The organism is Bradyrhizobium sp. cir1 (genome assembly GCF_014198245.1).
GTDB lineage: Bacteria > Pseudomonadota > Alphaproteobacteria > Rhizobiales > Xanthobacteraceae > Bradyrhizobium.
The window spans coordinates 1-22630 of the sequence record NZ_JACIHE010000050.1 but is presented as its reverse complement, the minus strand read 5'-3'; the positions used below and the strand labels follow the sequence as shown (position 1 = coordinate 22630).

Sequence of the window (22630 nt, the reverse complement as noted above, 5' to 3'; positions counted from 1 at the left end):
GCGCTGCGCTAGCGCAGCGCCGCAGCGGACCGAACCATGAACGACTGTCACCTATCGATCCGGTCTATTGTGTTACCCATCCATCCGCTGGACAAAGATCTCACCCGATCTCGGCCACCGCAGCAAGAATGCGCGCGATGTCCTGCGGGCGTGACAGGCGGTGGTCGCCGTCCTGGATCAGGGTCAGCACGACGTCGTCGGCCGGCAGGCGATGCGTCAGCGCGAACGCGTGCTGCCAGGGCACATCGGGATCCTGCGCGCCCTGCAGGATGCGGACGGGGCAGCCGAGATCGATGGCGCTGCCGAGCACGAGATGATTGCGTCCCTCCTCGATCAGCTTCCGCGTGATCGGATAGGGCGAGCCGTCGCCATAGTCCGACGGCCGCAGCCAGAAGCCTTTGGTCTCGATCTCCTTCTTCACCGCGGCTGAAAAATTCTTCCACATCAGTTCCTCGGTGAAGTCGGGCGCCGGTGCGATCAGCACGAGGCCTGCCAGCGACCCCTTGCTGCTGCGCTTCCTGATCTCGCGCGCAAGCAGCAGCGCCATCCAGCCGCCCATGGAGGAGCCGATCAGGATCTGCGGGCCGTCGCAGAACCGCTCGAACACGGCGACGCTATCCTCGAGCCAGCTTCCGATGGTTCCGTCGGCGAAATCGCCGCTGGATTCGCCGTGGCCGGAATAGTCGAACCGGACCACCGCGCGGCCGCTGTCTCTGGCCCAGGCGTCCAGCGCCACGGCCTTGCCGCCCTGCATGTCCGACTTGAAACCACCGAGCCAGACGAGGCCAGGTCCCTTTCCGGCACGGTGGCGCACCGCGATCCGGCGCGCGGACGGCCCCTCGCCCAATTCGATAAAGTCGAGCACGGCATCGGAAATTGTATCGGTCATGGAACGTTTACTCTGGCTGTGCGGTTTGAGCTGTCCGGACGTATTCTGCGACGCTGCCTGACATCGGCATTGGCCCTTTGGGACGCTTGCGGAACAGAAGCAAGGTGTCTATGTCCGTCAACGTGCCGGAGGGCGTGGCCAAAATGCCTCGCATTTGAGGGTATTTCGACCAGGGCACGAGCGACTTGCTTGCCGGCAAACGCATCTTCCTTCAAAATAGCCGCTTCTTTCACAACTTTGGAGAACCACCCATTCGCCGTCCTAATAAAGCTCCGCCCGCTGCCAGCAAAGACGGGCCGCGCATCAATGATGATATCCGCAATGCGCAGATCCAGCTGATTGATCAGACCGGTGATAACAAAGGCACGGTCGAGACCGTCGTCGCCATCCGGATGGCCCAGGAAGCTGGCATGGATCTGGTCGAGATTTCGCCGAATACCAGCCCTCCCGTCTGCAAGATCATGGACTACGGGAAGTACAAGTATTCCGCTCAGAAGAAAGCCGCGGAAGCCCGCAAGCGGCAGAAGACCGTCGAGATCAAGGAGATCAAGCTCCGCCCGATGATCGACGATCACGATTACGACGTGAAGATGCGCGCGATGCAGCGGTTCTTCGAAGAGGGCGACAAGGTCAAGATCACGCTGCGCTATCGCGGCCGCGAAATGGCGCACCAGGAGATCGGCACCAAGCTTCTGGACAAGATCAAGACCGACGTCGCCGAGCTCGCCAAGGTGGAGCAGGACGCGCGGTTCGAAGGCCGTCAGGTCGTCATGGTGCTGGCGCCGCGCTGACGCGAAACGCTCTGGAACTTTAAAAGTTCAACGGCCCGTCCGGATTTCCGGCGGGCCGTTTTGTTTTTCAGGTCCGCGTCGCCTGCCAGGTGCCGCTGCACTGGTCGCCGGAGATGATACCTCTCCACGACCCGGCGCCGTACACGCCGGCGAGCCGACCGCCGCCGCTGGCATGGGAGGCGCCGACCGAGACCTGGACGGCGACAGCGCCTGAGCGGTTGACGCGGCCCGAGACCCGGCCACCGCCAGCGGAGGAGACGCGGCTGCCAATCACGGTGAAGGGAACGCTGTAGCCCGAGCTGCAATTGCCGCGGGTGGTGGCGAAGGTGACGTTCCAGATGCCGTCATAGCCGCCGGCGCGAGCGTCGGCAGTTGAGGGGAGCGCCGTCGTGGCGAGCACGGCGAACAGCGCCAGATGGCGCGGGCGGGTGAAATCCGCGAGTGAAATCAGAAGTTGCGGGAAATGGGCCATTTTGGACCTGCTTCAGGCGACGAGGCTTGGACATGAGGGGTGGCAACTTCCAATAGTCGGCGGGCAGGTTTCGGCGGTTCATCGTTGCCAATTGGCTTGTCCTCTGTCATAAGCCCAGCCTTCATCGCCCGGCTGATTAAGGGCTGCCGTGGCGGTGTTTCGTGCGGGTTTCGCGCTTGTTCGCAAAATCTGAGCACAATCAACGCTCTAACGAGCATTTTTGACGGCCAGCCGCCTTCGCGGGCGGATTTCTATGGCCATTAGGAGAGCCAAATGCCCAAGCTGAAGACCAAATCGGGCGCTAAAAAGCGCTTCAAGGTGACTGCCACCGGCAAAGTGATGCACGCCCAGCGCGGCAAGCGTCACGGCATGATCAAGCGGACGAAGAAGCAGATCCGTCAGCTCCGCGGCACCCGCGTGCTGTTCAAGACCGACGGCGACAACGTCAAGAAGTACTTCTTGCCGAACGCCTGATCGCGTCCACGATCACTGCCATCCCTGCCGCATTCCGTGCGGCAATCCGATAACCAAAGTCATCTCTGAAGGATTTCGTCATGTCTCGCGTCAAACGCGGTGTGACCGCCCACGCCAAGCACAAGAAAGTCTACAAGGCCGCCAAGGGTTTCTACGGCCGCCGCAAGAACACCATCCGCGCCGCCAAGCCGGCCGTGGAGAAGGCCCAGCAATACGCCTTCCGCGACCGCAAGCGTAAGAAGCGGACGTTCCGCGCGCTCTGGATCCAGCGCATCAACGCTGCCGTCCGTCCGTTCGGCCTGACCTACAGCCGATTTATCGACGGCATGGCCAAGTCCGGGATCACCGTGGACCGCAAGGTGCTGTCGGATCTCGCGATCAGCGAGCCCGCGGCGTTCCAGGCGATCGCCGAGAAGGCCAAGGCCGCTCTGGCTGCCTAAGGGCTAGCGGGCCTTCTGGCCCGCAGCCTTCAGCGCGCGTTGCGAGTAGCGCTGGGCGACCTCCGCCCGGCAGAAGGCCGCGAACGAGAGATACATGGTGCCGGATTTATTCCGGTACTTTTGATCGCAAACGCGCATCTCGCGTTGGTAGGCCTGCTTCTGCGCCGCGTTGAGGCCGGGTATGAAGTCCGCCTCGCACTTCTTTTCGACGGCGGCGCCAAGCTGGACATCGCCGCTCGCGGTCAACTGGCAATCCTGAAACACCTTCATCGCGCTTTCGCAGCTCTTCTGCTTGTTGATGGTGTCGACGACCTCATCCAGCGTCATGGATGTCTCCATGCAGACCATGGCGCGCGCAGGGGTGCCTGCGACCGACAGGACGAGAACCAGAACGGCAAGAACAACGGCAAGACAGGATCTCGAAAGCATCGCAAAGGTCTCCTCCTATCCCCCTTGGTGCCGGGTCCCCGCGCAGGGTTCAACCCAGCCGGCCATGTGCCCGAAATGACCGGCTTTTTGCTTGACGTTACGGCCTTCGGGCGGCGACAACCCTGCCGAATTTAGAGCCAAGGATTTGACTGTGTCCGACCTCGCAACGCTCGAAACATCCATCCTCGACCAGATCGCCGCCGCCGGCGATGAAGCCGCCCTGGAAGCGGTGCGCGTCGCAGCCCTCGGCAAGAAGGGCTCGATCTCGGCGCTGCTTGCCACGCTCGGCAAGATGTCGCCGGACGAGCGCAAGACGCAAGGCGCCGCGATCAACCTCGCCAAGGACAAGGTCACGCAGGCGCTCGCAGCACGGCGCGACGTGCTGAAATCGGCGGCGCTCGATGCCCGGCTCGCGTCCGAGACCGTCGACGTCACCTTGCCATTGCGCGATGCGCCGGCAGAGGCCGGCCGCATCCATCCGCTGAGCCAGGTCTGGGACGAGCTCACCACCATCTTCGCCGACATGGGATTCTCGGTCGCCGAAGGTCCCGATATCGAGACCGACGACTACAACTTCACCAAACTGAATTTTCCGGAAGGCCATCCGGCGCGCGAGATGCACGACACCTTCTTCTTCCATCCGAAGGAGGACGGCTCGCGCATGCTGCTCAGAACCCACACCTCGCCGGTGCAGGTGCGCACGATGCTGAGCCAGAAGCCGCCGATCCGCGTGATCTGCCCGGGCCGCACCTACCGCATCGATTCGGACGCGACCCACACGCCGCAATTCCACCAGGTCGAAGGCCTCGTCATCGACAAGAGCTCGCATCTCGGCCACCTCAAATGGATCCTGCACGAGTTCTGCAAGGCGTTCTTCGAGGTCGATCACATCAACATGCGCTTCCGGCCCTCGTTCTTCCCGTTCACCGAGCCGTCGCTGGAAGTCGACATCCAGTGCCGCCGCGACAAGGGCGAGATCCGCTTCGGCGAGGGTGAGGACTGGCTGGAGATTCTCGGCTGCGGCATGGTGCATCCGAACGTGCTGCGCGCCTGCGGCATCGATCCCGACGAGTACCAGGGCTTTGCCTGGGGCATGGGCATCGACCGCATCGCCATGCTGAAATACGGCATCGCCGACCTGCGCCAGCTGTTCGACAGCGACGTCCGCTGGCTGTCCCATTACGGCTTCAAGCCGCTGGAAGTCCCGACGCTCGCGGGGGGATTGAGCACGTGAACCTGAGCGCCGTCCCGGAGCAATATCGCGGCTTGCGGTCGTTCGCCTTCGGCGACGGACCGGCGCTGGCCGACGAGTTGCTCGATCTCGTGATCCGGGGCGTCAAGACCGCGACATGCAGCACCGAGGACGAGCCCAACACCTCGACACCGGGCGAACGCTGGATCGTGCTCGACGGACGCGGCGAGCCACGCTGCATCATCGAATCGACCGAGGTGAGCTATCGCCGCTTCGGCGAGGTCGATGCGGCCTTTGCCTTCGACGAAGGCGAAGGTGATCGCAGTCTCGACTACTGGCGCAACGCGCATCGCAACTATTTCGGTCGGCAAGGCAAGTTTCGCGAAGACATGATGCTGATGTGCGAACGCTTACGCCTGGTCGAGGTTTTCTAGGAACGCAAAATGAAATTCACCCTCTCCTGGCTGAAGGACCACCTCGAGACCGACGAGCCGCTGGACAGGCTCGCCGAGAAGCTCACCATGATCGGGCTCGAGGTCGAGAACATCGAGGACAAGGCGAAGGCGCTGAAGCCGTTCACCATCGCGAAGGTGATCTCGGCCGAGCAGCATCCGAACGCGGATCGCCTGCGCGTCTGCATGGTCGACACCGGCGATGGTGGAGCGCCCGTGCAGGTCGTGTGCGGCGCGCCGAATGCGCGGACGGGTCTCGTCAGCGTGTTCTCGCCGCCCGGCACCTACATTCCCGGTAAGGACATTACGCTCGGCGTCGGCACCATCCGCGGTGTCGAGAGCCGCGGCATGCTGTGCTCGGCGGCCGAATTGCAGATCTCCAACGACCATGACGGCATCATGGAATTGCCGGCGGACGCGCCGATCGGTGCCGGCTACGCCGAATGGGCCGCGCTCGGCGACCCCGTGGTCGAGATCAACCTGACGCCGAACCGGCAGGACTGCACCGGCGTGCACGGCATTGCGCGCGATCTTGCCGCCGCCGACATGGGCAAGTTCAAGGACCCCACGATCAAGCCGGTCAAGGGCGAATTCCCGTGCCCCGTGAAGGTCACGGTCGAGGACGCCTCGCTCTGTCCGGGCTTCGCGCTCCGCCTCGTGCGCGGCGTCAAGAACGGGCCATCGCCGGAATGGCTGCAGAAGCGGCTGACCGCGATCGGGCTGCGCCCGATCAACGCGCTGGTCGACATCACCAACTTCATGACCTACGACCGCGCGCGCCCGCTGCACGTGTTCGACGCCAAGAAGGTGAAGGGCAACCTCGTCGTGCGCCGCGCCCACGACGGCGAGACGCTGCTGGCGCTCGACGGCCGCACCTACAATCTCGATCCCACCATTTGCGTGATCGCGGACGAGCACGGCGTCGAATCGCTCGCCGGCATCATGGGCGGCGAAGCCTCGGGCTGTGACGAGAACACGACTGACGTGCTGATCGAGTCGGCGCTGTGGAACGAGATCAACATCGCTCAGACCGGCCGCAAGCTCGGCATCAATTCCGATGCGCGCTACCGCTTCGAGCGCGGCGTCGATCCGGCCTTCATGGTGCCCGGCCTCGAGCTCGCGACCAGGCTGGTGATGGAAATGTGCGGCGGCGCGCCATCCGAGAACGTCGTGGTCGGCAAATCCTTCGGCGACGATCGCGTGATCGACTTCCCTGTCACGGAAGTGAAGCGCCTGTCCGGCATCGAGGTGCCTCAGGTCGAGATGAAGCGCATCCTGACCCATCTCGGCTTCATGATGGCGGGCCCCGGCCCGGTGGTGAAGGTCGCGGTGCCGTCCTGGCGCTCCGACGTGCACGGCAAGGCGGACATCGTCGAGGAGATCGTCCGCATCTTCGGCGTCGACAAGGTCCCGATGACGCCGTTCGAGCGCGGCGAGGAAGCGCGCAAACCCGTGCTGACGCCGCTGCAGCTGCGCACCCGCCGCGCCCGGCGCGCACTGGCGAGCCGCGGCATGGTCGAATCCGTCACCTGGTCGTTCATCGCCAAGCCCGCGGCCGAATTGTTCGGCGGCGGCCAGCGCGTGCTCGAAGTGGCGAACCCGATCGCATCTGATCTCTCCGACATGCGCCCGACCCTGCTCGCAGGGCTAATCGCGGCGGCGCAGGCCAATGCCGATCGCGGCTTTGGCGATGTCGCGCTGTTCGAAGTCGGCCAGGTCTTCAAGGGCGATCGCCCGCAGGACCAGTTCATGGCGGCGAGCGGCGTGCGCCGCGGCTTTGCTTCGTCCGAAGGCCTCGGGCGGCACTGGACCGGCTCGGCGCAGGCCGACGTGTTCGACGCCAAAGCCGACGCGCTGGCGGTGCTGGCCGCGGCCGGCGCGCCGATGCAGGCGCTGCAGATTGTCGCCGGCGGACCCGGCTGGCTGCATCCGGGCCGCTCCGGCACGATCCAGATCGGGCCGCAGAACGTGCTCGGTCATTTCGGCGAGGTGCATCCGCGCGCACTCGAGGAGCTCGGCGCCGACGGACCGCTGATGGTGTTCGAGGTGATCCTCGACCGCATCCCGGAGGCAAAGAAGAAGCCGACCCGCGCCAAGCCGCTGATCGAGCTGTCTGCGTTCCAGCCTGTTACGCGCGACTTCGCCTTCATCGTCGACCGCAACGTGAAGGCCGGCGACATCGTCCGCGCTGCGCAAGGCGTCGACAAGAAGCTGATCACCGCCGTCAACGTCTTCGACATCTACGAAGGCAAGGGCATCGACGATGGCAAGAAGTCGATCGCGGTCGCGGTCACGCTTCAGCCGCGTGAGAAGACCCTGACCGATCAGGAGATCGAGGCCGTGGCCGCGAAGATCGTGGCCGATGTGACGAAGAAGACCGGCGGCATCTTGCGCGGATGACCTTCGCGGACTTCCTCCCGAAGGACGTCAGCCTCACCATCGCGGCGGCGCTCTGCGCCGTCGCATTCATTTCGGGCACCGCGCGCGGCTTCTCCGGCTTCGGCTCGGCGCTGATCTTCATGCCGCTGGCCAGCAGCATCGCGGCGCCGCGGCTCGTCGCCGCGCTGCTGCTCGTGATCGATTTCGTCGCGGCCGCGCCGCTGCTGCCGGATGCGTGGCGAAAAGCCGACCGCAAGGCCACTGCGGTGATCGTGCTGGGCGCGCTGATCGGCGTGCCCGTCGGCACCTATTTCCTCAACGTGCTTGAGCCCGTCACCACGCGCTGGATCATCTCCTGCTTCGTCGCGGCGCTGTTGCTTCTGCTGCTGTCGGGCTGGCGCTATCGCGGCAGGGACCACGCCTGGCTCTCGGTCGGCATCGGCGGCCTCTCGGGCTTCTGCAGCGGCCTCGCGCAGACCGGCGGCCCTCCGATCGTCGGCTACTGGCTCGGCCGCCCGATCGCGCCGATCGTCGCGCGCGCCAACATCCTGCTGTTCTTTGGCGCATCGGATTTCTTCTCGATGGTCAGCTACGCCGCCACCGGCCTGATCAGCCGCGAATCGCTGGTGCTGTCGCTGATCGTCGGCCCGGTCTACGCCCTCGGCGTCGCCTTCGGCGCGTCGCTGTTCGGTCGTGCCAGCGAGAAGGTGTTTCGCGGGATTTGCTACGTGCTGATCGCGCTCGCGGTGATTTTCGGGCTGCCGGCGCTGGACGGGGTGTTGCGCTGAAATCTCAGCCGTCGTCCCGGATCTGCGCGCCTTAGGGGCGCGCTTGTCCGGGACGACGGCGGAGTTTGTTGCGGCTTGGTTGCCCTTACTGCGGCTTGGCCCGCCGCTTCTTCGTCGATTGCGTCGGCACGTCGGCCGGCTCGTCCTTGATCGCGCCGATCTTGCGCAGGGCCGCGTCCGCGGCGCGTTCGCCGCTTTCCCAGGCGCCGTCGACGGTGCCCCACAATGTCTCGTGCGTGGCTTCGCCAGCGAGGAACACATTGCCGATCGGCTCGGTCAGGATTTTTCGTGAGAGCTGGCCGCCGGGCGAGGACGCCGACATCGCGCCCATCACGTAAGGCGAGGCATTCCAGCGCGTGACGCTAGTCTTCTGCACGACGGCTGCAGCTTCGCTGCCGAACAGCCTTGAGATCCATTCCTTCGCGAAGGCGGCCATCGCCTTCTCGCCCTGCTGGGAGAGATCACGACCGAACGAGCCGCCGACATCGATCGAGCACAGCGAGGAGCCGCCGATATTGGCGTACATCAGTGCCGTGCGGGTCGAGTTGCTCTGCTCGATCAGGATGTCGTCACGCGACAGGCCGAGCGGATTGCCGGGGAGTTGCAGCACGATGTGGTCGTAGCTGCCGAGGGTGAGCTTTGATGCCGCGTCCAACGTGCGCTTGGGAATGTCGGGTGCGAACTTGATCGCGCCCGATGTCAGCACGTTGCTCGAGACCGTGATGATGGCCGCGCGTGCGGCGATCTTGCCGCTCTGCGTCTCGACGCTGACGTCGCGGTTGCTCCAGGCGATCCGGCTCGCCGGCGTCGACAGCGCGACCGGCGCCTGCTCGCCGAGCTTCGTGATCAGCGTGCCCAGCCCCTGGCGGCAGGCGATCGCCGCATTGCGGTCCTGTGCGCGCGCCTTGTCGATCGCGGACAGCTCCCTCAAATCCTTGCCGGCAAAGCTCGCCCCCAGCATGAACTCGGCCGCGCCGGCCCAGTCGCCGAGATCCTTCGGCAACACGGACGCGCAGGAGGTGTCGAGCTTGCCGCGCGCAGCCTCGTCGATGGCGCGGTTGGCGCGCACCAGCGCCGCCAGGAATTCCTCGGTCTCGCCCGCGCGCGCATTGCGGCGACCGATGCGCATCTTCTGGCCGGCCGGCGCCGGCAGCACGTCGAGCCCGGCGCTGCGTGCCAGGCGGATCATCGGATTGGTCTCGGGATTGTGCATCCAGCGCGCGCCGCGATCGAACGGCACATCGAAGGTCGTGGTATCCGTGATGCAGCGGCCGCCGACCTGCGAAGCCGCCTCCACCACCACGACCTTGCGATTGGCCGCCATGATACGCCGCGCTGCGGCAATTCCAGCCGCGCCCGCGCCGATCACGACGATGTCGGCCTCGCGCGGCAGGGGCGCGGCGGTTGCGCGCAGGACCGGCATGGCGGCAAGGGCCGCCGACGCCGAAAGGAAACCGCGGCGCGTGATTGTCATGTCATGGTTTCCGGAGACTTGCGGCGAACGGGAACAGCCCGCGAACCTTGCCGCATCTGATGTTGCACAGCAACCATCATGGTGAATCAATCGTGCTTGATCTCACAGAGTGATGAACCGAATTGCAACACGTTTCGACCATGATAGAGAAGGGAAAAAAGACGGCCGGAAAAGGCTGTGGGGGAGTTCGACATGGGGACGGTCCTTGATTCATTCGGCAAGCTGATTGCCGCGTACCTCTCGAAGGAGGTGCCGGGCTATGAGCCGTTCACGCCCAGCGACCCCGAGCATCTGCGCGGCATCATCGAGCCCGGCGACGTGCTGCTGGTCGAGGGCAACAACCGCATCTCCGGCATCATCAAATATCTGACGCAGTCGACCTGGTCGCATGCCGCGCTCTATGTCGGCCCGGTCGAGGGCGCCCTGGAGCCCGACGGCGAGCCGCATGTGCTGATCGAGGCCAATATCGGTGAGGGCGTCACCTCCGCGCCGCTGTCGAAATATTTCCCGTATCACACCCGCGTCTGCCGCCCGGTTGGGCTGTCCTATGAGGACCGCACCACGGTCTGCCGCTATGCGATCAACCGCATCGGCTTCGGCTACGACACCAAGAACATCCTCGACCTCATGCGCTATCTGTTCCCGCTGCCGATACCGCAGCGTTGGCGCCGGCGCATGATCGCGATCGGCTCGGGCGACCCGACCAAGATCATCTGCTCGGCGCTGATCGCGCAGGCGTTCGACGCGGTGCGCTATCCGATCCTGCCGAAGATCACCAAGGCCGGCAGCCGCGCCGCAAGGCGCGAGATCCTGCACATCCGCGATTCCTCGCTCTACATGCCCCGCGACTTCGACATCTCGCCCTATTTCGAGGTGGTCAAGCCGACCATCGTCAACGGATTCGACTACACCGCCCTGCACTGGGCCGACAAGCAAAAGCCGCTCGAGGAGGTGGCGGGCACTTTCAGTGTGTTTCCAGAAACGCTCCGTGCGCCGCCGCTCGTTCCTGAAGCGATTGACGAAGAGACGCCGGCTGAAGTTCCGGCTGAGGAAGTAAACGCGCAACCCGCGGAGATCACCGCCGCGTTCTCCGAGCATTTCGTGCTGCTGAGCGAGCTCGCGATGCATCGCGCGCGGGCGCGAGGGATGACGGCTTAGCTCCACGGTCGTCCCGGCCTAGTGCGCAATTGCGCACGGGGGCCGGGACCCATACCGCGGAATCTTTCCAGCGTGGACGGTCTTGGTACCGACGTAGGAATCAACTTCCAATCTTCGCCAAACCACTCCCTGTGGTTATGGGTCCCGGCCCCCGCGCGCAATTGCGCACTAGGCCGGGACGACGCTGGGGAGAGATCGTTCGCCCCTCAGAATCGCACGTCCCTACCGCTCCGCCCGTCCGATCACCGCCATCAGCTCCGCGATCTTCGCGCGCTGGTCGGTCTTGTCGCCGCTGGTGATGGCGTGCTCGACGCAATGGGCGACGTGGTCCTTCAGGACCTCTTCCTCGACCCGACGCAGCGCGGCGCGCACCGCCGAGATCTGCGTCACGATGTCGATGCAGTAGCGGTCTTCCTCTACCATTTTCGACAGGCCGCGAACCTGGCCCTCGATCCGGCCGAGACGTTTTCCGACAGATGTCTTGATGTCCTTGCGCATGCCGTCTATATACCCCTGCCGGGTATAGGTTGCAAGACCAGGTGCAAGGCCGGAGCATGGCAATGAACGAACACGAGCATCATCACGACGCCGAGGGACATTCCGGCTGCGGTTGTTCCGCAAAGGCCGCGCCGGCGGCGGCCAAGCCGGCGGGGTCGTCCTGTTGCGGCGGACACGGCGATCACGCCGGCCACGCCCATCATCACGCACATGACCATGCCGACGCCATGAGCAAGGTCAAAGATCCCGTCTGCGGCATGACGGTCGATCCCGCGACCTCGAAGCACCACTTCACACATCACGGCGAGACCTTCCATTTCTGCTCGGCCGGCTGCCGCACCAAATTCGCCGCCGATCCCACAAAATACCTCGCCAAGAGAAACGAAACGCAGAAGGCACCCGAGCCCGAGATGCCCGCAGGCACGATCTACACCTGCCCGATGCATCCGCAGATCCGCCAGGTCGGCCCCGGCACCTGCCCGATCTGCGGCATGGCGCTGGAGCCGGAGGTTGCTAGCTTGGAGACCGGCCCCAATCCGGAGCTCGCCGACATGACGCGGCGGTTCTGGATCGGCGGCGTGCTGTCGCTGCCGCCGGTGGCGCTGGAGATGGGCGGCCATTTTGCAGGCCCCCACAACTGGATCGATCCGACGCTGTCGAACTGGATCCAGCTCGTCTTTGCCACGCCCGTGGTGCTGTGGGCCGGCTGGCCGTTCTTCGTCCGCGGCTGGCAGTCGCTGCTGACGCGCAACCTCAACATGTTCACGCTGATCGCGATGGGCACGGGCGTTGCCTATGTCTACAGCGTCCTCGGCACGGTCACGCCGCAGATCTTCCCCGCCACGTTCCGCGAGCATGAGGGCGCGGTCGCGGTCTATTTCGAGGCGGCGGCCGTCATCACCGTGCTGGTGCTGCTCGGCCAGGTGCTGGAGCTGCGCGCCCGCGATGCGACGTCGGGCGCGATCAAGGCGCTGTTGCAGCTCGCCCCGAAGACCGCGCGCCGCGTCGATGCCGACGGTAGCGAGCATGAGGTCGAGATTGACACACTCCATGCCGGCGATCGCCTGCGCGTTCGTCCCGGCGAGAAGGTGCCGGTCGACGGCGTCATTCTCGAGGGCCGCTCCTCGCTCGACGAGTCGCTGGTGACAGGCGAATCCATGCCGGTCACCAAGGAAACCGGCGCAAAAGTCATCGCCGGCACGCTGAACCAGTCGGGCAGCTTCATCATGCGCGCCGACAAGGTCGGGCGCGAGACGCTGCTGTCGCAGATCGTCCAGATGGTCGCGGACGCGCAGCGCTCGCGCGCGCCGATCCAGCGTCTCGCCGACCAGGTCGCCGGCTGGTTCGTGCCCGCCGTGATCGTCGTCGCCATCGCCGCCTTTGCCGCCTGGGCCTGGTTCGGGCCGGAGCCGCGGCTCGCCTTCGGGCTCGTTGCCGCTGTCAGCGTGCTGATCATCGCCTGCCCCTGTGCGCTGGGCCTGGCGACCCCGATGTCGATCATGGTCGGCGTCGGCCGCGGCGCGCAAGGCGGCGTGCTGATCAAGAACGCCGAGGCGCTGGAGCGGATGGAGAAGATCGACACGCTGGTGGTCGACAAGACCGGCACGCTGACCGAGGGCAAGCCCAAGGTGGTCACGATCGTGCCGGCGTCCGGCTTTGCGGAAGACGACATCCTGCGCATCGCGGCCACCGTCGAGCGCGCCAGCGAGCATCCGCTGGCCGACGCCATCGTGCGCGCGGCGAAGGAAAAGCAGCTCACCCTCGGCCAGGTCGAGCAGTTCGATTCGCCGACGGGCAAGGGCGCGACCGGCAAGGTCGACGGCAGGACTGTCGTGCTCGGCAATGCCAGATATCTGTCCTCGACCGGCATCGACACCAGGACGCTCGACGCGGAGGCCGAACGGCTGCGCGGCGACGGCGCGACCGTGATCAACATGGCCATCGACGGCCGGCTGGCCGGTCTGTTCGCGATTGCCGATCCGGTCAAGGCTTCGACGCCGGAGGCGCTGAAGGCGCTGGCCGAGGAAGGCATCAAGGTGATCATGCTGACCGGCGACAACCGTACGACCGCCGAGGCCGTGGCGCGCCGGCTCGGCATCGCCGATGTCGAGGCCGAGGTGCTGCCGGACCAGAAGAGCGCGGTCGTGACGAAGCTGCAAAAGGCCGGCCGCAGCGTCGCGATGGCCGGCGACGGCGTCAATGACGCGCCGGCGCTGGCCGCTGCCGAAGTCGGCATCGCCATGGGCACCGGCACGGACGTCGCCATGGAGAGCGCCGGCATCACCCTGCTGAAGGGCGATCTCGTCGGCATCGTCCGGGCGCGAAAACTGTCGCAGGCGACCATGAACAACATCCGCCAGAACCTGTTCTTCGCCTTCATCTACAATGCCGCCGGCATTCCGATCGCGGCCGGCATCCTTTATCCGGCGTTCGGCCTGCTGCTGTCCCCGATCATCGCGGCGGCGGCGATGGCGCTGTCCTCGGTGAGCGTGGTCGGCAACGCATTGCGGCTTCGTGCGACACGGCTGTGACAGTGAACTCCCTCTCCCCACTCTTCGCGGGGGCGCGACGAGCTTCGCTCGCGCTGAGAGGGCTGGGGTGAGGGGCGTCTCCACATAACTGGTGACAGTTGGACTCGCGGAGAGTCCCCCTCACCCGGAATTCAAGCTACGCTTGAATTCCGACCTCTCCCCGCTTGCGGGGCGAGGTAAGAGGAGCAAGACGCGCGGAGAGGATCTGATGCAGCGGATAACGATCACGATCGAGGACGACCTCCTGGCGGAGATCGACGCCGCGGCGGAGGCGCGCGGCTACCAGAACCGCTCCGAGATCATCCGCGACCTCACGCGCGCCGGCTTGCAGCGGAGCGCCGAGGACACGGCGCAGACCGGCCAATGCGTGGCCGGCCTCGTCTATGTCTACGACCACGCCGCGCGCGACCTGTCGAAACGGCTGGTGCAGGAATTCCACGGCCACCACGATCTCGCGCTGGCGACGCTCCACGTCCACCTCGACGACAACAATTGCATGGAGATGACGGCGCTGCGCGGCGCAGCCGATGAGGTCAGGCATTTCGCCGACCACATCATCGCCGAACGCGGCGTGCGCTACGGCCGCGTGGTGATGATCCCGACGGGGGATGGCAAGCAGATGAAGGCGCGCAAGCACGGGCACCGGCACGAGTGAGATCAAGCTGCACGGGCAGTGCGGACCCCTCTCCCCTTGCGGGAGAGGGTGGCTCGCCGCGGAGCGGCGAGACGGGTGAGGGGTATGTCTCCGAGCACTCCGTGCGGATAGATACCCCTCATCCGGCGCTTCGCGCCACCTTCTCCCGCAAGGGGAGAAGGGAAGCCGCGCGGTCGGCCTTAAGCCACAGCCGCCCTCCCTTGCCGAAGCCGCATTCGGTATCTACCTCTCGCGGGTAATCTACCTCAGAGGGTCCCCCATGCTGGATGCCGCCGTGAAGGCGCTGTCGCAAATGATCTCACCGCCGATGCGCTCGATCCTGTGGCGATCGATCGGGCTCGCGCTGGTGCTGATCACCGTGCTGGCGATCGGCCTGCAGCGGCTGCTGAGCTGGTTTGCGACCTATGGCGAGGTCTGGCTGGAAGGCCTGCTCGGACCCGGCTGGCACTCCTCGCTCGAGGTCTTGTCCTGGATCGTCTCGATCGCGGCCGGCCTCGGCGTCGTGTTCGGCGGCATCTTCCTGATGCCGGCGATCACATCGCTGGTGGCGAGCCTGTTCGTCGACGACGTCGCCGAAATCGTCGAGCGCGAGCATTATCCCGCCGAGCGCACGGGCGTGGCGCTGCCGTTCAACCAGGCGATCTTCGAGGGCGTCAAGACCGCGCTGCTGGCCATTCTGGTTTACCTGGCTGCACTGCCGCTGGTGTTGTTCGCTGGCGCGGGCTTCCTGATCTTCTTCATCGCCGCCGCCTGGCTCCTGGGCCGCGAATATTTCGAGCTCGCCGCGATGCGCTTCCGCCCGCCGGAGGAAGCCAAGGCGATGCGACGCGACAATGCCGCAACCATCTTCACCGCCGGCCTGTTCATCGCCGCCTTCGTCTCGATCCCGATCGTGAACCTGGCGACGCCGATCTTCGGCATGGCCTTCATGGTCCACATGCACAAGCGGCTATCCGGCCCGCGCCCCGAGCTGATCGAACCGGCGCGCCAGATGCGGTGACGCGTTCTACGCCACCTTCACCCCGCACTTCCGCAACAGCATCCTGGCAAAGCCGAACGATGCCGGCGTGAACGGACCGGGCGGCGCGCGGGTGATCAGGGCGATGAAGCCGAGCGCGGCCATCGCCAGCCAGAAGCACAGCCAGAACCCGTCGATATAGGCGAGCACGTTGGCCTCGCGCTGCACGAAGCCCGCGAGCGTTCCCACCGCGCGCGCCTGGGCGAGGCCAGCGCCATGAGTCGCGAAATGGTCAGCGAGCTGCTTGAGCATGCGAACCACGTCGACATCGCCGACCGCGAGGTTCTGGCCGAGATAGAAGGAATGGACCTGCTCGCGGACGCGCAGCCACGTCCCCATCAGCGCCACGCCGATCTCGGCGCCGCCGAGCCGCATGATCTGGATATAGGCGGCGAACGACGTCGCACGGCTCGGATCGGAGTTCGACAGCGCCATGATGATGATCGGCAGCAGCGTCGTCGATTGACCGATCGATTGCAGCAGGACGATGCCGATGAAATCCTCGCGCGCCCAGTCGTGGGTGAGCTGGGTGCCCCAGAGGTTGGCTGCGGCAAAGCAGGCAAAGCCCAGCACCGTCACCACGCGCGCATCGAAATGACGCAGCAGCCAGATCGAGACAGGCACCAGCACGAACATCGGCAGCGCGCCGTAGGTCAGCAGCAACAATCCGCTCTGCTCCGGCCGGAGCAGGCCGACATTGCCGAGGAAGTTCGGCACCAGCGATGAATTGGAAAGAGACGTCAGCGTGTAGAGCAGGATGACGACCAGCGACAGGCCGATATTGCGCGAGAACAGCACGTTCACATGCGCCCAGGGCTGCCGCACCAGCGACTCGTTGACGAGGAAGCAAGCGAACAGCGCCGCGCCGCCGGCGAGCAGTGCCATCACCGTGCCGGAGCCGAGCCAGTCCAGCCGGTTGCCCTGATCGAGGCCGGCATAGATCATCGAGACCCCCGCGCCGAGCAGCAGCATGCCGCCCCAATCGGCCTCGCGCAGCAGCGCGCGGTTCACCGGCTCGTTCGGCGTGCCCAGGTAAACCATCAATCCCATCAGCGGCGCGATCACGACGCCCTGCCAGTACAGCCATTGCCAGCCGAGATGATCGACATAAAAGCCGACCAGCGAGCTCGAGGTGTCCAGCGCGAAGCCGACCCGGATCGAATAGATCGAGATCGCCGGCAGCCACCAGCGAATCGGCAGATTGCGGAACACGATCATCAGCGTCGCCGGCACGAAGGTGCCGAGCAGGAGGCCATGCACGACGCTGAGCGCAAGCAGCGTCGGGTAATCGTGCACGAAGGGGATGGTCGCCGACACCACGGCGTAGATCAGGCTCGGGATGCCAAGCACGCGGCGCAGACCGAACACGGTCGCAAGCCATGCGACCGCGGGCGCTATAAAAATCTGCGAGCCGATGCCGGCGGTGGAGAGCCAGGCGCCTTCGTCGAAGCTGAGACCGAACGCGCCGCGCAGATCGGGCAGGCCGACCGTGGTCAGGCGGCTGTCGAAATTGGCCAGGAACGAGCCGAGCAGCACCGCCGCCACGGCAAACAGCGGTTGCGGCGCGATGCCGCCGCGCGAGACGGGGCCGCGGCCGGCATCGTCATTTTCCGTCATTCGCACCCTTCGTATCGATGCTCGTGACCACCGACATTCCGGGCACCAGCCGCGCCAGCAACGGTTGATTGTCGTCGAACTGGATGCGAACGGGAATGCGCTGCACCACTTTTGTGAAATTGCCGGTGGCGTTGTCCGGCGGTAGCAGTGCGACCTGCGCGCCGGTCGCGGGGGCAATGCGCTCGACCTTGCCGCGCAGCTTCTCCCGCGGGAAACTGTCGACGGTGATCTCGACCGGCTGCCCCGGCGCGACATGCGTGAGCTGCGTCTCCTTGTAGTTCGCGATCACGTACACTTTCGGCAGCGGCACCACGTTGATGAGATTGGTGCCGATGTTGACGTAGTCGCCGGGCTGCACCTGGCGCTCGCCGACGACGCCGTCGAACGGCGCGGTGATCCTGGTATAGCCGAGCTTCAGTTTTGCGCTCGCCAGCGTCGCCTTGGCCGCTTCGACATCGGCGGCGCGCTGCTTCCTGGTGCCTTGCAGAACCTCGAGCTGGTGCTGCTGGGCCGCGATCACCGCGCGGCTCGCACGCACGTCGGCCTGCGCCTTGGCGAGACCCGCAACCGCCTGCTCCAGCCGCTGCCGCGTGCCGGCCTCGGTCTGCGACAGCGATTGCTGGCGCTCCTGCTCCTGCCTGGCCTCGACCTGCAGCGCCTCCGCCGACAGCCGCGCAGCTTCGGCCTGCGCGATCGTCGCATATTGCAGCTCGATCTGGTTGCTGAGATTGTCGAGCACCGCTCGTGCAGCGGCAACCGCGGCCTCGGATTGTGCGACCTGGGCCTGGTAATCCGCGGGATCGATCTGGATCAGCAGGTCGCCGGCCTTGACGCGCTGGAAGTCTGTGACCCCAACGGTCAGCACCTCGCCGGAGACGCGGCTCGAGAGCCGCGTCAGATCGGCGCGCACATAGGCGTCGTTGGTGGTCTGGACCACGGCATTGCCGACCCATTCGTCAAAGCGGAGCGTCGCCAGCGCGACGAAGGCGAGCGCGACGATGACGGCGAACAGCGGAATTGCGAGCCGACTCCTGAGCGAGGAGGCCGGCGGCTGTGTCGGCTTGGGCGGCGCGGTTGGGGCTGCGGCAGGCGGCGACGAGACTTGCTCTTGTTGACTCACGAATGGCCCCAAAACCGTTTTGCAGAATGCAAATCTCACCACCGTCATTCCGGGACGGTCCGAAGGACCGGACCCGGAATCTCGAGATTCTCAGGTGCGCAATTGCGCACCATAGTTCGATGCTACGCATCGCCCCGGAATGACAGCAAGTCCTGCCTCACACCGTCTTCTCCGGCCAGCGGCAGAGGTCGTTGATCAGGCACACCTCGCAGCGCGGCTTGCGCGCGAGGCAAGTATAACGGCCGTGCAGGATCAGCCAATGATGGGCATGCAGCATGAACTCGGCCGGGATCACCTTTTCGAGACCAAGCTCGACCTCGAGCGGCGTCTTGCCGGGCGCAAGTCCGGTGCGGTTGCCGACGCGAAAAACATGCGTGTCGACCGCCATGGTGTGCTCGCCGAAGGCCATGTTGAGCACGACATTGGCGGTCTTGCGCCCCGCACCGGGCAATGACTCGATCTCAGCACGCGTGCGCGGCACTGCGCCGCCGAAATCGCTGAGCACTTTGGCCGACAGCGCGATGACGTTCTTGGCCTTGGTGCGATAGAGGCCGATGGTCTTGATGTAGTCGCGCAAGCGCTCCTCGCCGAGGTCGAGCATCTTCTGCGGCGTGTCGGCGACCTCGAACAATGCGCGTGTCGCCTTGTTGACGCCAGCATCGGTCGCCTGCGCCGACAGCACCACGGCGACCAGCAGCGTGAACGGGTTGACGTGCTCCAGCTCGCCCTTCGGCTCCGGATTGGCTTTGCGGAAGCGGCTGAAGACCTCGTGAATCTCCGCGGGCGTCCAGGGTTTTATAGCCTTGAGCGACTTCCTGGCCGGCGCGGATTTCTTAGCGGGCTTGGGCTTGGCGACGGTCGCCTTTGCCTTTTTCTTCGGCACGGCGGCTTTGCGCGGGACCGGCTTGCGGGTGATTTTCGCCATGATCGGGATATACTGAGGGACGATGAGCACAGGCAACGAAATTGAGCGCGAGAACGAAGTACAGATCTTCTCCGCGCTGCTGACGCCGCACCGCTCGCTGAACCGCACCGGCTTCCTCGCCGTCATGCTGTTCCTGAGCGTCGTCAGCTTTGCCACCGGCCTCGCCTTCCTGATGAAGGGCGCCTGGCCCGTGCTCGGCTTCTTCGGCCTCGACGTGCTCGTGGTGTGGTGGGCCTTCAAGGCCAATTTCCGCACCGCCCGAGCGCGCGAGGAGATCACCGTCACGACCTCCGAGCTGCGCGTGAGGCGCATCAGCCATCGCGGCCAGGTCGCCGAGTGGACCTTCAATCCGCTCTGGGTCCGCCTCGACATGGAAGTCGACGAGGATTTCGGCATCGAGCATCTCTACCTGATCTCGCGCGGCCACCAGATCCAGATCGCGAGGTTCCTGGGACCTGAGGAAAAGGCAAGCTTTTACAAAGGCTTGGTCGAGGCGCTGAACGCCGCCAGGCGCGGCCCGACCTACAACCCGATCAGTTGATCCCAGTCGGAAATCGGGTGGTTTCCCAGCCGCCCCTCTCCTACATTTCCGGCCATGATGACACTCGCAATCCATGACCAGCGCCTGGCCAAGCCGGGCCCCCAGAACGCCGCGCTGCGCGACTATGATTCCGTGCGCCGGGCGATCGCGTTCATTTCGGAGAACTGGCGCGCGCAGCCGACCATCGAGGCGATGGCGGATGCGGCCGGCGTCACGCCGGATGAGCTGCACCATCTGTTCCGCCGCTGGGCCTCGATCACGCCGAAGGCTTTTATGCAGGCGCTCACCCTGGACCATGCGAAGGGCTTGCTGCGGGACTCCGCAAGCATCCTCGATGCCGCGCTCGACTCCGGCCTGTCAGGCCCGGGCCGGCTGCACGATCTCTTCGTGACCCATGAAGCGATGTCGCCGGGTGAATGGAAGAACGGCGGCGCGGGGCTCACCTTGCGCTACGGCTTCCATCCCTCGCCGTTCGGCACCGCCATCGTGATCGCGACCGACCGCGGCCTGTCGGGCCTCGCCTTCGCCGATCACGGCGAGGAGAAGATCGCGCTCGCCGACATGACGCGGCGCTGGCCGAACGCGACCTATGTCGAAGATCACGAAGGCACCGCGCCGCTCGCCGCGCGCATCTTCGACCCGAGACTCTGGCGGCCGGACCAGCCGCTGCGCGTGGTGCTGATCGGCACCGATTTCGAGGTGCGGGTGTGGGAGACGCTGCTGAAGATTCCGATGGGCCGCGCGGTGTCCTATTCCGACATCGCCTGCAACATCAACAGCCCGAAGGCTTCGCGCGCCGTCGGCGCTGCCGTCGGCAAGAACCCGGTCTCGTTCGTCGTGCCCTGCCACCGCGCGCTCGGCAAGAGCGGCACCCTCACCGGCTATCACTGGGGCATCACCCGCAAGCAGGCGATGCTGGGCTGGGAAGCCGGGCGGGTGGGGGTGCAGTAGATCTTCTCCCTCGCCCCGCTCATGTCCGCCGAAGCCTTGGCGAAGGCGGATGCGGGGCCGCGACGAGCTTCGCTCGCGCTGAGAGGGTCGGGGTGAGGGGGAGTCTCCGCAGAGACGGTGAGAGTTAGACTCGCGGAGAGTCCCCCTCACCCGGAATTTGCTCTCGCAAATTCCGGCCTCTCCCCGCACGCGGGGAGAGGCGAAGAGATCAGCCCGCCAGATCCAGCTTCGAGGCCACGGTCGAATCCGCATTCAGCCGGTAGATGATCGGCACGCCGGTGGCGAGCTCGCGCTTCAGAATGCCTTCCGGCGACAGCTTTTCCAGCACCATGATCAGCGCGCGCAGCGAATTGCCGTGGGCGGCAACCAGCGTGCGCTTGCCGTTGAGCACGCCGGGCAGGATCTCCTGCACGTAGTACGGCAATGCGCGCGCGAGTGTGTCCTTCAGGCTTTCGCCGCCGGGCGGCGGCACGTCGTAGGAGCGGCGCCAGACATGTACCTGCTCCTCGCCCCATTTCTTGCGGGCGTCGTCCTTGTTGAGGCCGGAGAGATCGCCATAGTCGCGCTCGTTCAGCGCGACGTCCTTCGAGGTCGGCAGACCCTCCTGGCCGAGCTCGCCGAGGATGAGATCGAGCGTATGCTGCGCGCGCGTCAGCACCGAGGTGAAGGCGACGTCGAACACGAGGCCCTGCGCCTTCAGCTTGCGGCCGGCTTCCTTCGCTTCCTTCACGCCGAGCTCGGTGAGATCAGGGTCCTTCCAGCCCGTGAACAGGTTCTTCAGATTCCATTCGCTCTGGCCGTGGCGCACGAGCACGAGGAGACGTTCACTCATCAACAGCTTTCCGTGTTTTTCAGATGTCGGATAGGCCGAGCACGTCGGCCATGGAGTAGTGCCCCGGCGCCTTGCCGTGCGCCCACAGCGCCGCCTTGAGCGCACCGTGAGCGAACAGCATGCGGTCCTCGGCCTGGTGCGACAGCGTCAGGCGCTCGAACGGGCCGAGGAAAGTCACGCTGTGGTCGCCGGCCACGGTGCCGCCGCGCAAGGAGGCGAAACCGATATTGCCCGGCCGGCGGGCGCCGGTGATGCCGTCGCGGCCACGCTCGGAATGGTCATCGAGGGTGACGCCACGGCCGCTGGCTGCGGCCTGGCCCAGCATCAGTGCCGTACCCGAGGGCGCATCGACCTTCATGCGGTGATGGGTTTCGACGATCTCGATGTCAAAGGTCTGATCGAGCGCCTTGGCGACGCGCTTCACCACGGCGGCGAGCAGATTGACGCCCAGGCTCATATTGCCGGATTGCACCACCACCGCGCGATTGGTGACGCTCTTGATCACGGCGTTGTCGGAACCGGACAACCCGGTGGTGCCGATGACATGCACGATGCCGCGCTCGGCGGCGATCGCGACATTGGCGATGGTCGCGGCCGGTACGGTGAAATCGAGGATGCCGTCGGCGTCCTTTGACATCGCCCAGAGATCGGCGGAGAGCTTGATGCCGTTGGCCGGCAGGCCTGCGAGCACGCCGGCATCCTTGCCGAGCAGGTCGGAGCCCGGCGCCTCCAGCGCGCCCGCCAACACCGCGCCGTTGCTCTCGGCAATCGCCCGCACCAGCGCACGGCCCATCCGGCCGCCGGCTCCTGCAACAATCAAGCGCATGTCGGACATGGTGTGATCCTCTTCGGAAGCCGTTGTAGCGGGGGGATGCAGTTCCGGCAACCGAGGGGATCAGGCGGCGCAGGCGCTGTCCAGCGGATGGATGGGTAACACAATAGACCGGATCGATAGGTGACAGTCGTTCATGGTTCGGTCCGCTGCGGCGCTGCGCTAGCGCAGC

The 22630-nt window shown here is 65.5% G+C and carries 23 protein-coding genes; 13 read left to right on the top strand and 10 right to left on the bottom strand.

Going from position 1 to position 22630, the window contains the following annotated elements:
• Nucleotides 1-100: 100 nt before the first annotated feature.
• Complete coding sequence (locus tag GGD63_RS39485; RefSeq protein ID WP_183250590.1) at nucleotides 101-889, bottom strand: carboxylesterase; 789 nt, start codon at nucleotides 887-889, stop codon at nucleotides 101-103.
• 251 nt (nucleotides 890-1140) lie between these two features.
• On the opposite strand from GGD63_RS39485, the gene infC reads away from it, so the two are divergent.
• Nucleotides 1141-1680: a translation initiation factor IF-3 gene (gene infC, locus GGD63_RS39480; RefSeq protein ID WP_080134054.1), complete on the top strand. Its 540-nt coding sequence runs from the start codon at nucleotides 1141-1143 to the stop codon at nucleotides 1678-1680.
• Nucleotides 1681-1747: 67 nt separating this feature from the next.
• Here the strand turns inward: infC and GGD63_RS39475 are convergent, their stop codons facing one another.
• A complete protein-coding gene (locus GGD63_RS39475; RefSeq protein WP_183250589.1) occupies nucleotides 1748-2152 on the bottom strand; it encodes a hypothetical protein in 405 nt (134 codons plus the stop codon).
• A 273-nt stretch (nucleotides 2153-2425) separates the two neighbouring features.
• Here GGD63_RS39475 and rpmI point away from each other — a divergent pair, with 273 nt between their 5' ends.
• Both rpmI and rplT read left to right on the top strand, forming a co-directional pair.
• Nucleotides 2426-2626, top strand: coding sequence for a 50S ribosomal protein L35 (gene rpmI, locus GGD63_RS39470; protein WP_008539890.1), 201 nt, complete (start codon nucleotides 2426-2428; stop codon nucleotides 2624-2626).
• 80 nt (nucleotides 2627-2706) lie between these two features.
• Complete coding sequence (gene rplT, locus GGD63_RS39465) at nucleotides 2707-3066, top strand: 50S ribosomal protein L20 (RefSeq protein ID WP_027561620.1); 360 nt, start codon at nucleotides 2707-2709, stop codon at nucleotides 3064-3066.
• 3 nt (nucleotides 3067-3069) lie between these two features.
• On the opposite strand, the gene GGD63_RS39460 is transcribed toward rplT, so the two are convergent.
• Nucleotides 3070-3495 carry a hypothetical protein gene (locus tag GGD63_RS39460; RefSeq protein ID WP_183250588.1) on the bottom strand — a complete coding sequence of 142 codons (426 nt, stop codon included), beginning with the start codon at nucleotides 3493-3495 and terminating at the stop codon, nucleotides 3070-3072.
• A 151-nt stretch (nucleotides 3496-3646) separates the two neighbouring features.
• Here GGD63_RS39460 and pheS point away from each other — a divergent pair, with 151 nt between their 5' ends.
• Genes pheS through GGD63_RS39440 form a run of 4 tightly spaced genes read left to right on the top strand, consistent with a single transcriptional unit; the run spans nucleotide 3647 to nucleotide 8306 of the window.
• Complete coding sequence (gene pheS / locus GGD63_RS39455) at nucleotides 3647-4729, top strand: phenylalanine--tRNA ligase subunit alpha (protein WP_183250587.1); 1083 nt, start codon at nucleotides 3647-3649, stop codon at nucleotides 4727-4729.
• The gene (locus GGD63_RS39450; RefSeq protein ID WP_409334121.1) at nucleotides 4726-5121 is read left to right on the top strand and encodes an ASCH domain-containing protein; all 396 of its coding nucleotides are present in this window, start codon (nucleotides 4726-4728) and stop codon (nucleotides 5119-5121) included. The genes pheS and GGD63_RS39450 overlap by 4 nt, the downstream gene beginning before the upstream one ends.
• Nucleotides 5122-5130: 9 nt before the next feature.
• Complete coding sequence (pheT, locus tag GGD63_RS39445; protein ID WP_183250586.1) at nucleotides 5131-7539, top strand: phenylalanine--tRNA ligase subunit beta; 2409 nt, start codon at nucleotides 5131-5133, stop codon at nucleotides 7537-7539.
• The gene (locus GGD63_RS39440) at nucleotides 7536-8306 is read left to right on the top strand and encodes a sulfite exporter TauE/SafE family protein (protein ID WP_183250585.1); all 771 of its coding nucleotides are present in this window, start codon (nucleotides 7536-7538) and stop codon (nucleotides 8304-8306) included. Before pheT ends, GGD63_RS39440 begins: the two co-directional genes overlap by 4 nt.
• 85 nt (nucleotides 8307-8391) lie before the next feature.
• Here the strand turns inward: GGD63_RS39440 and GGD63_RS39435 are convergent, their stop codons facing one another.
• On the bottom strand, nucleotides 8392-9780 hold the full coding sequence (locus GGD63_RS39435; RefSeq protein WP_183250584.1) for an NAD(P)/FAD-dependent oxidoreductase: 1389 nt from the start codon (nucleotides 9778-9780) through the stop codon (nucleotides 8392-8394).
• A gap of 192 nt (nucleotides 9781-9972) precedes the next feature.
• On the opposite strand from GGD63_RS39435, the gene GGD63_RS39430 reads away from it, so the two are divergent.
• Nucleotides 9973-10938 carry a YiiX/YebB-like N1pC/P60 family cysteine hydrolase gene (locus GGD63_RS39430; RefSeq protein WP_183250583.1) on the top strand — a complete coding sequence of 322 codons (966 nt, stop codon included), beginning with the start codon at nucleotides 9973-9975 and terminating at the stop codon, nucleotides 10936-10938.
• Nucleotides 10939-11160: 222 nt separating this feature from the next.
• Here the strand turns inward: GGD63_RS39430 and GGD63_RS39425 are convergent, their stop codons facing one another.
• Nucleotides 11161-11436 carry a metal-sensitive transcriptional regulator gene (locus GGD63_RS39425; protein WP_183250582.1) on the bottom strand — a complete coding sequence of 92 codons (276 nt, stop codon included), beginning with the start codon at nucleotides 11434-11436 and terminating at the stop codon, nucleotides 11161-11163.
• 56 nt (nucleotides 11437-11492) lie between these two features.
• Between GGD63_RS39425 and GGD63_RS39420 the strand changes: the two genes are divergently transcribed.
• The 3 genes from GGD63_RS39420 to GGD63_RS39410 all read left to right on the top strand — a co-directional run bounded on the left by GGD63_RS39420 (nucleotide 11493) and on the right by GGD63_RS39410 (nucleotide 15622).
• Nucleotides 11493-13967, top strand: coding sequence for a heavy metal translocating P-type ATPase (locus GGD63_RS39420; protein WP_409334120.1), 2475 nt, complete (start codon nucleotides 11493-11495; stop codon nucleotides 13965-13967).
• Between the two features lie 208 nt (nucleotides 13968-14175).
• A complete protein-coding gene (gene nikR / locus GGD63_RS39415; RefSeq protein ID WP_183250580.1) occupies nucleotides 14176-14622 on the top strand; it encodes a nickel-responsive transcriptional regulator NikR in 447 nt (148 codons plus the stop codon).
• Between the two features lie 259 nt (nucleotides 14623-14881).
• Nucleotides 14882-15622 (top strand): sulfate transporter family protein, encoded by a 741-nt coding sequence (locus tag GGD63_RS39410; RefSeq protein WP_183250579.1) that lies wholly within the window; start codon nucleotides 14882-14884, stop codon nucleotides 15620-15622.
• A 6-nt stretch (nucleotides 15623-15628) separates the two neighbouring features.
• Here the strand turns inward: GGD63_RS39410 and GGD63_RS39405 are convergent, their stop codons facing one another.
• The 3 genes from GGD63_RS39405 to nth all read right to left on the bottom strand — a co-directional run bounded on the left by GGD63_RS39405 (nucleotide 15629) and on the right by nth (nucleotide 19302).
• Nucleotides 15629-17257, bottom strand: a complete 1629-nt coding sequence (locus tag GGD63_RS39405; protein WP_183250578.1) for an MFS transporter — start codon at nucleotides 17255-17257, stop codon at nucleotides 15629-15631.
• Nucleotides 17244-18377 carry an HlyD family secretion protein gene (locus tag GGD63_RS39400; RefSeq protein WP_183250577.1) on the bottom strand — a complete coding sequence of 378 codons (1134 nt, stop codon included), beginning with the start codon at nucleotides 18375-18377 and terminating at the stop codon, nucleotides 17244-17246. The genes GGD63_RS39405 and GGD63_RS39400 overlap by 14 nt, the downstream gene beginning before the upstream one ends.
• 157 nt (nucleotides 18378-18534) lie before the next feature.
• Nucleotides 18535-19302: an endonuclease III gene (gene nth, locus GGD63_RS39395; RefSeq protein ID WP_183250576.1), complete on the bottom strand. Its 768-nt coding sequence runs from the start codon at nucleotides 19300-19302 to the stop codon at nucleotides 18535-18537.
• Between the two features lie 22 nt (nucleotides 19303-19324).
• Here nth and GGD63_RS39390 point away from each other — a divergent pair, with 22 nt between their 5' ends.
• Together GGD63_RS39390 and GGD63_RS39385 are read left to right on the top strand one after the other, a co-directional pair.
• Nucleotides 19325-19843 carry a DUF2244 domain-containing protein gene (locus GGD63_RS39390; protein WP_183250575.1) on the top strand — a complete coding sequence of 173 codons (519 nt, stop codon included), beginning with the start codon at nucleotides 19325-19327 and terminating at the stop codon, nucleotides 19841-19843.
• 54 nt (nucleotides 19844-19897) lie between these two features.
• The gene (locus GGD63_RS39385; RefSeq protein ID WP_183250574.1) at nucleotides 19898-20794 is read left to right on the top strand and encodes a bifunctional helix-turn-helix domain-containing protein/methylated-DNA--[protein]-cysteine S-methyltransferase; all 897 of its coding nucleotides are present in this window, start codon (nucleotides 19898-19900) and stop codon (nucleotides 20792-20794) included.
• Between the two features lie 208 nt (nucleotides 20795-21002).
• On the opposite strand, the gene GGD63_RS39380 is transcribed toward GGD63_RS39385, so the two are convergent.
• Together GGD63_RS39380 and dapB are read right to left on the bottom strand one after the other, a co-directional pair.
• The gene (locus tag GGD63_RS39380; protein ID WP_183250573.1) at nucleotides 21003-21626 is read right to left on the bottom strand and encodes a 2,3-bisphosphoglycerate-dependent phosphoglycerate mutase; all 624 of its coding nucleotides are present in this window, start codon (nucleotides 21624-21626) and stop codon (nucleotides 21003-21005) included.
• Between the two features lie 19 nt (nucleotides 21627-21645).
• A complete protein-coding gene (dapB, locus tag GGD63_RS39375; RefSeq protein WP_183250572.1) occupies nucleotides 21646-22461 on the bottom strand; it encodes a 4-hydroxy-tetrahydrodipicolinate reductase in 816 nt (271 codons plus the stop codon).
• Nucleotides 22462-22630 lie beyond the last annotated feature (169 nt).